The following is a 13,251-nucleotide window of genomic DNA, read 5'->3' as shown; positions in this document are numbered from 1 at the left end:
CGCAGATGGGCCAGGATCTGAAGATCATTCTGCATCTTGGCCCGCATAAAACGGGCTCGACCTCGATCCAAAAAAACCTCTTTGCACACAAAGAGACGCTGGCCCGTCATGGGATTCATTTTCTGGGGTCTTCCGGGCCGTATCCGCATCTCGATTCGGCCTTCATGACAGACCCGACCCGGAACTATCGGAACCGGCGGGCGGGCCTGTCCCTGTCCGACATTCAGGCGCGCGACGCGCAGGTCCGCGACAAGCTGTTCACGCAACTGGCCGGGCTTAGCGGTACGGCCATTCTGTCCAGCGAATTTCTGTGCCTTCTGGACCCCAAAGAGCTGGCACGCATTCACCGGGCCCTGGCCCAATATGGCCAGGTCCACGCGCTGTATTATTACCGTGAACTGCTGCCCTGGATTGCCTCGAACAGTCAGCAGATGGCCAAGGTCGGGCGGTTTTTTCGCCCCTCAACCTACGAAGCATCCGTGCGGCGCATCCACGCGTTTCCTCTGCGAATCGCCTCTGAATTCGGCACCCAGCACAGCCATTTTCTGAAATTCGAACATGCCACCAAACAAGGCATGTGCAACAGTCTGCTGCGTGCATTCGGGCTGGTGGATTTCGACACGCTGGGCCTGAGCGAAACCCATGAAAATGAATCGCTCTCGGATCGGGCTGTGCGGGCTATGTACCTGTATAACATCAAAAATCCGATTGGGTCCGGGCGGCGTCAGCCTCAGAAGATCGCTCAGATTTGCGCCTTGCCGGGGCAGAAATACCAAATCGACGGATTGCGCCATCATCAGATCCGCGACTATGCGCGCAAACGCGCCGAAGTGGCGCAAAAACTGGGGTTTGAGCTGATCCCCGCGCAGGACATTCCGCGCGCCGCAAAACTGGATGCACAGAACGCCCGCCAGATTGCGCCCTATCTGCCCATGGGGGAACGGTTGAAGGCGCTGGTGAAATCGCTGCGCCGCTAATGTGGCTCTGGCCTTGGCCCGCGCGCTTGTCTACGCTGCCCCTGACTCAGCACCTATGGGAGAGGGAATTCATGCAGCATCAGGCCCCGTTCATGTCCTCGGAAATGGAAGTTCTGCCCGAATGGATCGACTATAACGGCCATCTGAACATGGCCTATTACAACGTGTTGTTTGATCGCGGCGTGGATGAGGCGTTTATTCTGATGGGCTTTGGCCCCGATTATGCGGCCACGCGCAAACACACCACCTATACCGCTGATTTCCGCCTGCGCTACCTGCGCGAGCTGCATGTCGGTGACAAGGTGCGCGTCGGGTTTCAGTTGCTGGACAGTGACGCCAAGAAATTCCACTTTGCCCAGTGGCTGTATCACGCGGATGGCTGGCTGTCCGCCACGGGCGAAGGCGTGACGCTGCATATCGACATGAGCGGCCCGCGGGTCGCCCCCTACCCCGCCGATGTGGCCGACAAGGTGCAGACCATGCTGGAGGCGCACAAAGACTGCCCCACCCCCGATTTCGTCGGCCTGCCCCTGGGAATCCGCAAAGCATGACTTCGGCTTTTGCCTTTTTGCAAACTGCTGATATTGTTGGGGGGATTTCGAGCACGGACATAAATAATGCCGACATACGAGTACAGGGTCGTTCCTGCCCCGGTCAAAGGACAGAAAGCCAAGGGCGTGCGCGGGCACGAGGCCCGGTTTGCCCATGCGCTACAGGTGCTGATGAACCAGATGGCCGAGGATGGTTGGGAATATCAGCGCGCCGAAACCCTGCCCGCCGAAGAGCGCCACGGCCTGACCAACACCAGCACCGTCTATCGCAATGTGCTGGTGTTCCGCCGTCCTGCGCAGGCCGGATTGGAACCGTTCCGGCCGCGTCTTCTGGATGCGCCCGCAGCCCCGGCTGAGCTGCCCGCCCCTGCGACCCCCTCTGCACGGCCCTCGGCGCAGGACAAAGAGACACCCGACGAAACCCCCGGCAGCTTCTTTGCCACCGCCAGCGACAATGGTGTCGAGGATACCGGGGATCTGGATGCCCCCGTGTCCAGCGTATTAAGCGCACGCGCCCAGCGGCTGAAAACGGCCCAGGCGCCACAAACCGCTCTTTCTGCGGACCGCATGAAATCAGACACGAATACAGACAGTTAAACTTTTCTCTCCGCAGCATTCCCCGCCAGACCCGAGCTTTTTTCACAGAAATTTTTCCCTTCTGCCCCTTCAACTCGGCGTCAAAAAGTCTACACTCCACCGTCCGAGTCGAAGAGGTGACCCCATGGCTAAATCCGATCCCTTTGGGTTCGACATGTCCGTTTCGTCGGCCAAGAAGAAAAACCCGCGCGGACGGCGTGGGATGTCTGGCGAATTCGAGACGTCTCAGCGTGTGTGCGAACACGAAGGCTGTAACGAGGCCGGAAAATACCGCGCGCCCAAGGCGCCCGATGTTCTGGATGAATTCTACTGGTTCTGTAAGGATCACGTCCGCGAATATAACCAGAAATGGAGCTTCTTCGACGGCACGACCGAGGCCGAGCTGAACGCGCAGATGTCCAAGGATAAGGTCTGGGAACGTCAGACCCGCCCCATGGGCGACCCCGAGGCCCGCGCCTGGGCCCGTCTGGGCATCGAAGACCCCCATCAGGTGCTGGGCGAAAACGCCACCAAGAACCCCGGCAAGGCCAACACCGGCGGGCGCCGCCTGCCCCCGACCGAGCGCCGCGCCATCGACATCCTTGAGGCGCAGGACAGCTGGTCCAAGGCGGAAATCCGCAAGGCCTATAAGAAGCTGATCAAGGTGCTGCACCCCGACATGAACGGCGGAGACCGCAGCCAGGAAGAGCAGCTGCAAGAGGTCATGTGGGCCTGGGATCAGATCAAGGACAGCCGCAGCTTCAAGTGATCAGGCCGGTTTGAGCACCGGTTTGAACACCAGCGAAACGCCGTTCAGGCAATGGCGTTTCCCCGTCGGGCGTGGACCGTCATTGAAAATATGCCCCAGGTGGCTGCCGCAGCGGCGGCAATGGCATTCTGTCCGCACGCGCAGCAATTTGCGGTCGGGCTTGGTGCCAATCGCCTGCGGCAGGGCCTTCCAGAAACTGGGCCAGCCGGTGCCGCTATCGTATTTATGCTGCGACGCATAAAGCGGCAGATCACAGCCGCGGCAATGGTAAACCCCTTTGTCATATAGCTTATCCAGAGGCGAGCTGCCCGCCCGCTCGGTCCCCTCCTGGCGCATGACCTTGTATTGCAGAGGCGTCAGCATGGCCCGCCATTGCGCATCGGTGCGGGTGATTTCAAAGGTCTGGCTATCTGCCAGCGCAGGGCGAATAGCGCCGGACGCCAGCCCCGCCAGGATCATCATACGTCGGTTCATTGCGGGCCCTCCCATCGTGCGCCTCTCACCACTATGCCAGAGCCCTCCGCCCATGGGGACTGCGCAATATTTCACGTCTGCTCACGTCTGAGTGACCCCGCCGCCAGCCCCGGACAGTTAGACGCGGGGGAAATCCATCGTGCCCCTTGCCCTCGGGTCGTTTATGTTGCACCACTCGGGGGTCCGGGCAATCCGGCCCGAATTTCAGCACGTAGGCAAAGGCAACGGCACCATGGAAATGACCGCAAAACCCACCGAGGACATCTCGGTTCGTGATGTGTTTGGCATCGACACGGATATGACAGTGAAGGGCTTTGCCGAGCGCACCGAGCGTGTGCCCGAGGTGGACCCGACCTACAAATTCGATCCCGATACCACGCTGGCCATCCTGGCCGGGTTTTCGCGCAATCGGCGGGTGATGGTGCAGGGCTACCACGGCACCGGCAAATCCACCCATATCGAACAAGTCGCCGCGCGTCTGAACTGGCCCTGTGTGCGGGTGAACCTGGACAGCCACATCAGCCGGATCGACCTGATCGGCAAGGACGCGATCAAACTGCGCGACGGCAAACAGGTGACCGAATTCCACGAGGGCATCCTGCCCTGGGCGCTGCGCAACCCCACCGCCATCGTGTTCGATGAATATGACGCCGGCCGCGCCGACGTGATGTTCGTGATCCAGCGCGTGCTGGAGGCCGACGGCAAGCTGACCCTGCTGGACCAGAACGAGGTGATCACGCCAAACCCCTATTTCCGCCTGTTCGCCACCGCGAACACTGTGGGTCTGGGCGACACGACCGGGCTGTATCACGGGGTGCAGCAGATCAACCAGGCGCAGATGGACCGCTGGTCTTTGGTGGCCACGCTGAACTATCTGTCGCATGACGCCGAAACGGCGATCGTGCTGGCCAAGAACCCGCATTACAATACCGACAAGGGCCGCAAGACCATCAGCCAGATGGTGACCCTGGCGGATCTGACCCGGACGGCCTTTATGAATGGCGATCTGTCCACGGTCATGAGCCCCCGAACCGTGATCAACTGGGCCCAGAACGCCGAGATTTTCCGCAATGTCGGCTATGCTTTCCGCCTGTCCTTCCTGAACAAATGCGACGAGCTGGAGCGCCAGACCGTGGCCGAGTTCTATCAGCGCTGCTTTGACGAGGAACTGCCCGAAAGCGCCGCCTCGATGGCGATGAAATAGGCCACTCCTCCATTTATTTCCTGCGACGGCGCCCCTGCGGGCGCCGTTTTGCGTTCCGTTAACGCTATTTCAAAAGGATAGGAGAAACACTCGGGACTTGATCGTTCACTTTTTGACCGTAAAGTCTAAAATATGGGCAGCTTGAAAACTCTTGTTCTGGGGACTGCTTTGGGCGGAATGCTCTCCGCTCCGGTTGCGCTGGCCCAATCGTCTGTGAACGAGGATCAGCTGCGGTTCTTTGCCACCTGCGCGGGCCGGCTGTCGGCCCAGATGGAATTTCAGTGGATGTTCGACGGGGCCGCCTCGGAGCAGACCCAAAAACAGCGCGCCGGTGTGGTGGATATTCTTGAGGCGATGATCCCAAATGGGCGCGGGCACGAGGTTCTTTCCTGGCGGATCAGGGCCAAACAGGCGCAGGCGGTGCTGCTGTCGCGCGGCACCTTCAGCCCCGACCCCCGACAGGCACAAATGGCGCAGCGCCTGGCCCTCCGCCAGATCGGAGAGTGCCGCTCGGCCCTGCTAAGCTGACCTTAGAAACAGCGCGCGTCAGACGCCAAAGAGCGCAGCCCGAAATCCGCCCCCTGGGGCACCACCTGCCGCAGCCCCGTCTCGGCATTCACCCTGGACGCAACCTCGGCCAGATCCGTGTGATCAGCATGTAGAATTTTCACGGCCCCATAAACAACCGGGCTGGCCGGCAGGCGGCAATTGTAATTCGCGGGCAGCACATGCAGCCGCGCCTGACTGTCCCATAGCGCCTGCGCCAAGGGCCATTGATCTCCGCCGCCGGGAATGCCCATCTCTTGCACCTCTAACCAGCGCCGGGCGATGCGACGCGCCGCCTCTGTACCGGCGAAAAACAGCACGCCGCCATTCCATTCGGGGAACGCCTCGGGCGTGGGGCGGGTCAGGCCTGGGGCGGGCTCTAGCCCCAGAAAGCCGCGCTGATCATGGATCGCGGACAGCACCCCCAGGCAATCGAACCGCGACAACACCCCCCAGGCCGAGGCCAGCGACCCGGCCACATAGGTGTCATTATCCAGATAGAGAAACGGCTGCCCCGCCTCGGCCTCGGCCCGTATGGCGCGCAGTTTCATCAAAGGATCGTGCCAGTCACTGGCACGCGGCCGATCGGGCTGAATACACAATCGGACCGGCAACCCAGCGATCAGCGGGGCAAAATCGGCCACGGTATGCACGATCACCTCGGCCTTAGGGTGGTGCCCCCGCAACGAGCGCACAGATTGCGCCAGCTGATCGGCATATTTTCGCGCGCCATAGGCGCAGTACACAACTTTCATCCGATTCTCCTGCCCTTTGCCTACGCGAAAACCGGCCCCACGCAAACCTGACGTCATCCCCCTGGGCCACGCACGCGCCCTATGGTCAATCCCGGCCTTGCGGATTAGGGTGCAGGCAATTGTTCATGTAACCTTTGGCCGCCCGCGATGAAGAAGTCTGACAACCCCGCCGATCCGTTCAAAAAAGCCCTGGCCGATGCCACCAAGGTCATGGCGGACGATCCGGACCTGAACGTGAATTATTCGGTCGATCCTTCGGGGATTGCCGGCGATACCATGCGCCTGCCGCAGGTGACACGCCGGATGACACGGGATGAGGTGCTGCTGGCCCGTGGCACGGCAGACGCGCTGGCGATGCAGCGCAAATATCACGATGATGGCGTGCACGCCCGCTATGCGCCGCCCGGCGACATGGCCCGCAACATCTATGAGGCGATGGAAACCGCCCGCTGCGAGGCCATGGGCGCGCGCGACATGCCCGGCACCGCTGGCAACATTGACGCCAAGATCGAAACCGAGGCCCGGCGTCTGGGCTATGACCAGATCACTCAGGCGGCCGATGCGCCTCTGGATGTGGCGGCGGGCTATATGATCCGGCATCTGGCGACGGGGCGCGATCTGCCCCATGCGGCACAGAATGTCATGCAGCTGTGGGAAGGTTTCATTCAGAATCAGGCCGGCGGCACGCTGGAGGATTTGCAGGAAAAACTGTCCAACCAGGCTGAATTCGCCAAATTCGCCCGTCGGATCATCGAGGATCTGGGCTATGGCGATCAGCTGGGTGACGATCCCGACCAGCCCGACGAAGAGGATCAGGACGACGCCGCCGACGATCAGGACGACCAAGAAGAGCCCGATTCCGCAGGCCAGGACGATCAGGACGATCAAGAGGCCGACGCCGACCCCGAGCAGTCTCAGGATGAAACGCAAGACAGTTCAGAGGCGCAGGTCACCATGGACGACATGGCCGAGGACGAAATGTCCGAAGAGGCCGAACTGCCCGAAGGCGACGCCCCGCTGGAACCGCCGCCGCCAGCGCCCCTGTCGGATGCAGACCCGAACTATTCCGCCTATGTCACGGATTTCGATGAGGAAATCCTGGCAGAAGAGCTGGCCGAACCGGCCGAGCTGGAACGGCTGCGCGCCTATCTGGATCAACAGCTGGAACCGCTGAAAGGCGCTGTGGGGCGCCTGGCCAACAAATTGCAGCGCCGCTTGCAGGCGCAGCAGAATCGCTCGTGGTTGTTTGACATGGAAGAGGGCATTCTGGACGCGGGACGCCTGGCCCGTGTGGTCGCCAGCCCCACCACGCCGCTGTCCTTCAAGGTGGAAAAAGACACCGAATTCCGTGACACGGTGGTGACTTTGCTGCTGGATAACTCGGGGTCCATGCGCGGGCGGCCGATTTCCATCGCGGCGATCTGCGCCGATGTTCTGGCCCGCACGCTGGAACGCTGCGACGTGAAAGTCGAGGTTCTGGGCTTTACCACGCGGGCCTGGAAGGGCGGGCAGAGCCGCGAAAAATGGCTGGCCGAGGGACGCCCCCAGCAGCCGGGCCGCCTGAACGATCTGCGCCACATCATCTATAAAAAGGCCGACACTCCGATGCGGCGCACACGCGCCAATCTGGGCCTGATGATGAAAGAGGGCCTGCTGAAGGAAAACATCGACGGCGAGGCCCTGGAGTGGGCGCACCGGCGGATGCTGGCCCGGCCCGAACAGCGCAAAATCCTGATGGTGATTTCAGACGGGGCCCCGGTGGATGACAGCACCCTGTCCGTTAACCCCGCGAATTATCTGGAAAAACATCTGCGTGACGTGATCGAGATGGTCGAAAAGAAAAAGCTGGTGGAACTGATCGCCATCGGTATCGGCCATGACGTGACGCGCTATTATCAGCACGCGGTGACGATCACGGATGTGGAGCAGCTGGCCGGGGCCATGACCGAGCAACTGGCCAGCCTGTTCGATCAGGATCCGCGCGCCAAGGCCCGGATGATCGGGATTAAACGCGCCAGCTAGGCCCGCCCTCGGAAAGGTGTGACATGTTTCAAAGCTTTCAGGAAACGTCGGATCCCTCGCAAGGCCCCGCGCGTCTGGCGCGGCTGCGCGCACAGATGCAGGCCGAGGGGCTGGCCGGGTTTCTGATCCCGCGCGCCGACGCCCACCAAGGCGAATATGTTGCCCCGCGCGATGACCGGCTTAGCTGGCTGACGGGGTTTACCGGCTCGGCCGGGTTCTGCGCGGCGCTGCTGGATCACGCCGGTGTGTTCATCGACGGGCGCTATCGCACGCAAGTGAAATCCCAGGTCGATCTGAGCCATTTCACCCCCGTGCCCTGGCCCGAAACGCGGCTGGGGGACTGGCTGGCTCAGCATCTGCCGCAGGGGGGAACCGTTGGGTTCGATCCCTGGCTTCATACCGCCGACGCCATCGAAGAGCTGGAGCGCACGCTGTTCGATACCGAGATCACCCTGCGCCCCGTCGCCAATCAGCTGGATCGGATCTGGCCCGATCAGCCAGCCCCACCCGTGGGGCAGATCATCGCCTATCCTACTGAATTGGCGGGGGAAACCCATGAAGAAAAACGCACAGGCCTGGCCGGTCGTCTGGCGCGGGCCGGGCACCGGGCGGCGGTTCTGACGCTGCCGGATTCGATTGCCTGGCTGCTGAACATTCGCGGCGCGGACATTCCGCGCAATCCGGTGCCGCACGCCTTTGCCATTCTGCATGACAGCGCGCATCTGTCGCTGTTTGTGGATGCGGCCAAGCTGGACCAGACCGCGCGCGCCCATCTGGGCGCCGACATCACGATCCGCCCCCCCGAGGCCTTTGCGGCCGCGCTGCGCTCGCTTAGTGGGCCGGTGCGGGTGGATCGGACCAGCGCGCCCTTGCAGGTCAGCCTGGAGCTGGAAGAGGCCGGCGTGCCCATCGCCTGGGCGCAGGATCCGTGCATCCTGCCCAAAGCCTGCAAATCCAAAGCCGAGATCGCCGCCACCCGCGAGGCCCATCTGACCGATGCGGCCGCCATGTGCGAATTCCTGACATGGTACGATGCGCAACCCCCTGGCAGCATTACGGAAATTGACGTTGTAACCGCGCTTGAAGAATACCGCCGCGCCACCAATGCCCTGCGCGATATCAGCTTTGACACGATCGCCGGCACCGGGCCGAACGGTGCCGTGATCCACTATCGCGTGACCGAAAGCACCAATCAGACGCTTAGCGCGGGTCAGCTGCTGGTGCTGGACAGCGGCGGGCAGTATCTGAACGGAACCACCGATATCACGCGTACCCTGCCCGTGGGCGATGTGGATCATCCCCCCAGGGCCTGCTTTACCCGCGTGTTGCAGGGGATGATCGGCATATCGCGGCTGCGATTCCCGCAAGGCGTGGCCGGGCGCGATCTGGATGCGGTGGCCCGCGCGCCGCTGTGGATGGACGGGCTGGATTATGACCACGGCACGGGCCACGGCGTGGGCGTTTACCTGTGCGTGCACGAGGGGCCTCAGCGCCTGTCGCGCCTGTCGGGGATACCGCTGCAACCGGGGATGATTCTGTCGAATGAACCGGGATATTACCGCGAGGGCGCCTTTGGCATCCGTATTGAAAACCTGATCGTAGTGCAGAACGCCCCTGCCCTGCCCCGCGCGGATGCGCGCGACATGTACAGCTTTGAGACGCTGACCTGGGTGCCGATTGACCGCCGCCTGATCGTGACGGACATGCTGTCGCGCGATGAAATCGCCTGGATCGACGCCTATCACGCTGCGTGCCGCGACAAAATCGGCCCTCGGTTAACCGAGACCGCTCGGGTATGGTTGCGCGACGCGACGCGGCCGCTGTGAGTGGCGGTGACATCACCATGTCACAATCGGCAGCCACTACGCGCAAAACACAGGGAGATCTGAATGGGGAACACGATGACAATTCATAAGGCAGGCGGCACTTGGGTGGTGCGCGCTGGCGGCGCGGTTTTGGGGGAAACAGGCAACGCGCTGGAACTGAACGAGGACGGCCTGGACCCGGTCATCTATTTCCCGCGCAACGATATTGCCATGGCCTTTCTGGATAAGACCGAAAAGCGTACGCATTGCCCGCTGAAGGGGGACGCCACGCATTATTCCATCGTCACGAAATCCACCACGCTGACCGATGCCGCCTGGAGCTACGAGACCCCCACCCCCGAGGCCGAGCGGATCAAGGATCACCTGGCCTTCTACAACTCCGACATGCTGACCGTCGAGCGTCTTTAACTATGCTCCTCGGCTGCGGTCGCGGCCAGGGCCCGGTTAAAGGCTTTCAGCGCATCCACATGAAACAAGGCGCCCCGGATCTGGGGCGCTTCGTCTTTTTGCAGGGCCACCACGGGCAGATAGGGCGTACCGGCCTTATCGAACAGCGGCATGGCCTGTTCCAGCGTGGCGTTCAGATCCAGATAAATGCCATCTTCGACCATCTCGGCGCAGCGCTCGGGATCGGCGCTGCCGGGGTCTCCGGGTTTGCGCATCAGCGTCACAGCGCGGAACATCGCCAGCAGATAGGCCTGCGGCCCGGCGGCCAGATGTATCCCCCGCCGCTCCAGCTGCGTCAGAAAGAACGAGCGATCCACAAGGCGCGAGGCCAGCGCCGTGGACAGCGACACCGCCACCATCACCGCCAGCCCCGTCTGCCAGTCGCCCGTCAGTTCGAACACGATCATGGTGGTGGATATTGGTGCGCCCAGCACGGCGGCGGCAACGGCGCCCATCCCGGCCAGCGCGTATAGGGTATGCGCGCCCGATACCTCGGGGAAGACGGCCGTGGCGATCAGCCCAAAGGCCAGCCCCGTCAGCGCCCCCACCATCAGCGCGGGCGAGAACATCCCGCCCCCCATCCGGCCCGCCATGGTGATCGCCACCGCGATGACCTTGAGAATGGCAAAGACGATCGCCTCGTGCCACAACAACTGCCCGGTCAGCGCCGCCGAGGTGGTCTCATACCCCACCCCGATGATATGCGGGAACGCGATGGCCAGCAGCCCCAGCAAGGCCCCCGACACCGCCGGCCGCAGCCAGCGCGGCATCCCCGTGCCCGTCTGAATCTGGTTGGCCGCGTCCTCGACGATGAAAACGGTGCGCATCAGGGCAAAGGCCACCACCCCGCACAGCAGCCCCAGCAGCAAAAAGGCCGGCAGCTCGACATAGAATTCCAGCGTATTGCCGGGGGGCAGCAGAAATTCCGTGACGCCTCCGAATTCCAGCCGGTTGATGATCGTGCCCGCCACGCTGGCGATCACGATGGGGGCAAAGGCATGGACCGCGAAATGGCGCAGCACCACCTCCAGCGCGAACAGCGCCCCGGCGATGGGCGCGTTGAAACTGGCGGAAACGGCCGCCGCCACCGCGCAGCCCAGCAGATCGCGCCCAGTGATCCCATCGGCATGGATGCGTTCGCTGACCCAGGACGAAATCACCGAGGCCATATGCACCACCGGCCCCTCGCGCCCTGTGGACCCGCCCGTGGACAGCGTCACCAGCGACGCAAAGGCCGAGGCAATCCCCGCCTTGCCCTCGACCCGGCCGTCACGCATGGCCGCGCCCTCGATCACATCGGCCACCGAACGCACCCGTCCGTCCGGCGTGAACAGGTGCAGCACGATGCCCGTCACCAGCCCGCCCACAATCGGAATGCCCAAAATCCAGTACCAGGGCAGCGTCTGCGCAAAGCTGTGCAGATGCGCCACATCCTGCGTGCCATAAAGCCACGCCTGAAGCGCATCAATCCCCTTGCGGAAAAACAGCGCGGCAAACCCCGCACCGATTCCGATGGCCAGAGCAATCAGCCAGAATTGAAACTGGCTGGGCCCCTGGCGGCGCATCAAGGCAAAGGCCTCGGCCACGGATTGCCCGGCCTGGGCGGCCACGCTGGCCAGAACTTTGCCCAATTGTAACGCCATCACCGAACCTCTGGCGGGCTGTGGAATTCGCTTTTCCGGCCCGCGCGCTTAGCCTAAGTTGCCCAGCACAATCCGGAGGAAAACCATGGCCATCCAGACCGCGCTTGAGGAGCTATCTAACTTACTAGGACAACGGCTTAGCCTGTCCAAGTCCGATCTGGAACAACATGGCGCATCCGAGACGCATTTTCCCCTGACACCCCCCGATGGGGTGGCCTATCCGCAAAGCGCCGAAGAAGTGAGCGAAATCGTCAAGATCTGCGCGCGCCACGGCTGCCCCATTGTGGCCTGGGGGGCTGGCACCTCGCTCGAAGGGCAGGCGCAGGCGTTTTCGGGGGGGATTTCGGTGGATTTCCGGAACATGAACAAAATCCTGCGCCTCTCGCCCGAGGACATGGACGTCGCCGTTCAGCCCGGCATCACCCGCGAAGAGCTGAACACCGAACTGCGCGCCACGGGGCTGTTTTTTCCGGTGGATCCGGGGGCGAATGCGTCCCTTGGGGGGATGGCCTCGACGCGGGCCAGCGGCACCACGGCGGTGCGTTACGGCACGATGCGCGACAATGTGCTGGGGCTACAGGTGGTAACGGCCGACGGGCGGATCATCCGCACCGGCACCCGCGCGCGTAAATCCAGCGCCGGCTACGATCTGACCGGCCTGTTCGTCGGCGCCGAGGGCACGCTTGGCCTGATCACCGAGCTAACCCTGCGCCTGCGCGGCCAGCCCGAGGCCATCACCGCCGCCGTCTGCGCCTTTGACCGGATTGAGGACGCGGTGAATGCGGTGATCGACACGATTCAGATGGGCATTCCCATGGCGCGGATCGAATTCGTGGATGCGGCCACCGCAGCGGCCTTTAACAGCTATTCTGGCTCCAACATGCCCGAATCCCCGCATCTGATGGTGGAATTCCACGGGTCTGAGGCCGGGGTCGAGGAACAGGCCGAAACCTTTGGCGACATCGTGGCCGATCACGGCGGCAAAGGCTTTGAATGGGCCACCAAACCCGAGGATCGCACCGCGCTGTGGACGATGCGCCATCATGCGCATTGGGCGGTCATGGCCTCGAAACCCGGAGCGCGCTCGATCGTGACGGACATCTGCGTGCCGATCTCGCGTCTGGCCGAGGCGGTCAATGAAACCCGCGCCGAGATCGCCGCCTCGCCGATCACTGGCCCCATTCTGGGCCATGTGGGAGATGGAAATTTCCACTCTATCCTATTGTTCGATCAGGATAATCCCGCCGAAGTCTCGGCCGCCGAGGATCTGTCGCATCGCATGGTGGAACGGGCGTTGGCAATGGGCGGCACCGCCACGGGCGAACACGGGATCGGCGTGGGTAAGCTGAAATATATGGAGGCCGAACATGGTCAGGCCTGGGACGTCATGGGGCAGCTGAAACGCGCGATGGACCCGCAGAACATCATGAATCCCGGCAAAATGGTGCGCGGAAACTGAAA

The 13,251-nt window shown here is 62.6% G+C and carries 13 protein-coding genes; 10 read left to right on the top strand and 3 right to left on the bottom strand.

Annotation, left to right across the window (positions count from 1 at the left end; genetic code table 11):
• Positions 1-5: 5 nt before the first annotated feature.
• The 4 genes from ACP15O_RS09290 (at position 6) to ACP15O_RS09275 (ending at position 2,873) form a co-directional block, all read left to right on the top strand.
• Positions 6-977: a hypothetical protein gene (locus ACP15O_RS09290; RefSeq protein WP_425095801.1), complete on the top strand. Its 972-nt coding sequence runs from the start codon at positions 6-8 to the stop codon at positions 975-977.
• A gap of 71 nt (positions 978-1,048) precedes the next feature.
• Positions 1,049-1,528 carry a thioesterase family protein gene (locus ACP15O_RS09285; protein ID WP_425095800.1) on the top strand — a complete coding sequence of 160 codons (480 nt, stop codon included), beginning with the start codon at positions 1,049-1,051 and terminating at the stop codon, positions 1,526-1,528.
• Positions 1,529-1,594: 66 nt separating this feature from the next.
• The gene (locus ACP15O_RS09280; RefSeq protein WP_425095799.1) at positions 1,595-2,125 is read left to right on the top strand and encodes a DUF4177 domain-containing protein; all 531 of its coding nucleotides are present in this window, start codon (positions 1,595-1,597) and stop codon (positions 2,123-2,125) included.
• A gap of 124 nt (positions 2,126-2,249) precedes the next feature.
• Positions 2,250-2,873: a DnaJ domain-containing protein gene (locus ACP15O_RS09275; protein WP_425095798.1), complete on the top strand. Its 624-nt coding sequence runs from the start codon at positions 2,250-2,252 to the stop codon at positions 2,871-2,873.
• Here ACP15O_RS09275 and msrB read toward each other — a convergent pair whose 3' ends face one another.
• Complete coding sequence (msrB, locus tag ACP15O_RS09270; protein ID WP_425095797.1) at positions 2,874-3,347, bottom strand: peptide-methionine (R)-S-oxide reductase MsrB; 474 nt, start codon at positions 3,345-3,347, stop codon at positions 2,874-2,876.
• A gap of 232 nt (positions 3,348-3,579) precedes the next feature.
• On the opposite strand from msrB, the gene cobS reads away from it, so the two are divergent.
• A complete protein-coding gene (gene cobS / locus ACP15O_RS09265; RefSeq protein WP_425095796.1) occupies positions 3,580-4,551 on the top strand; it encodes a cobaltochelatase subunit CobS in 972 nt (323 codons plus the stop codon).
• A 141-nt stretch (positions 4,552-4,692) separates the two neighbouring features.
• Positions 4,693-5,079, top strand: a complete 387-nt coding sequence (locus ACP15O_RS09260) for a hypothetical protein (RefSeq protein ID WP_425095795.1) — start codon at positions 4,693-4,695, stop codon at positions 5,077-5,079.
• Between the two features lie 2 nt (positions 5,080-5,081).
• Here ACP15O_RS09260 and ACP15O_RS09255 read toward each other — a convergent pair whose 3' ends face one another.
• Entirely contained in the window at positions 5,082-5,852 is a 771-nt protein-coding gene (locus ACP15O_RS09255; RefSeq protein WP_425095794.1) for a hypothetical protein, read from the bottom strand.
• 147 nt (positions 5,853-5,999) lie between these two features.
• Here ACP15O_RS09255 and cobT point away from each other — a divergent pair, with 147 nt between their 5' ends.
• The 3 genes from cobT to ACP15O_RS09240 all read left to right on the top strand — a co-directional run bounded on the left by cobT (position 6,000) and on the right by ACP15O_RS09240 (position 10,108).
• A complete protein-coding gene (gene cobT / locus ACP15O_RS09250; RefSeq protein WP_425095793.1) occupies positions 6,000-7,874 on the top strand; it encodes a cobaltochelatase subunit CobT in 1,875 nt (624 codons plus the stop codon).
• A gap of 23 nt (positions 7,875-7,897) precedes the next feature.
• Entirely contained in the window at positions 7,898-9,700 is a 1,803-nt protein-coding gene (locus ACP15O_RS09245; RefSeq protein ID WP_425095792.1) for an aminopeptidase P family protein, read from the top strand.
• A 75-nt stretch (positions 9,701-9,775) separates the two neighbouring features.
• Positions 9,776-10,108, top strand: coding sequence for a DUF427 domain-containing protein (locus ACP15O_RS09240; RefSeq protein WP_425095791.1), 333 nt, complete (start codon positions 9,776-9,778; stop codon positions 10,106-10,108).
• Here the strand turns inward: ACP15O_RS09240 and ACP15O_RS09235 are convergent.
• The gene (locus ACP15O_RS09235) at positions 10,105-11,790 is read right to left on the bottom strand and encodes a chloride channel protein (RefSeq protein WP_425095789.1); all 1,686 of its coding nucleotides are present in this window, start codon (positions 11,788-11,790) and stop codon (positions 10,105-10,107) included. The genes ACP15O_RS09240 and ACP15O_RS09235 overlap by 4 nt on opposite strands.
• An 85-nt stretch (positions 11,791-11,875) precedes the next feature.
• Between ACP15O_RS09235 and ACP15O_RS09230 the strand changes: the two genes are divergently transcribed.
• On the top strand, positions 11,876-13,249 hold the full coding sequence (locus tag ACP15O_RS09230) for an FAD-binding oxidoreductase (RefSeq protein ID WP_425095788.1): 1,374 nt from the start codon (positions 11,876-11,878) through the stop codon (positions 13,247-13,249).
• The last annotated feature ends 2 nt before the right edge of the window (positions 13,250-13,251 follow it).

It is taken from the genome of Youngimonas ophiurae (nom. illeg.), assembly GCF_049803795.1.
GTDB lineage: Bacteria > Pseudomonadota > Alphaproteobacteria > Rhodobacterales > Rhodobacteraceae > Thalassobius.
This window is presented reverse-complemented; position numbering and strand designations above follow the sequence as displayed.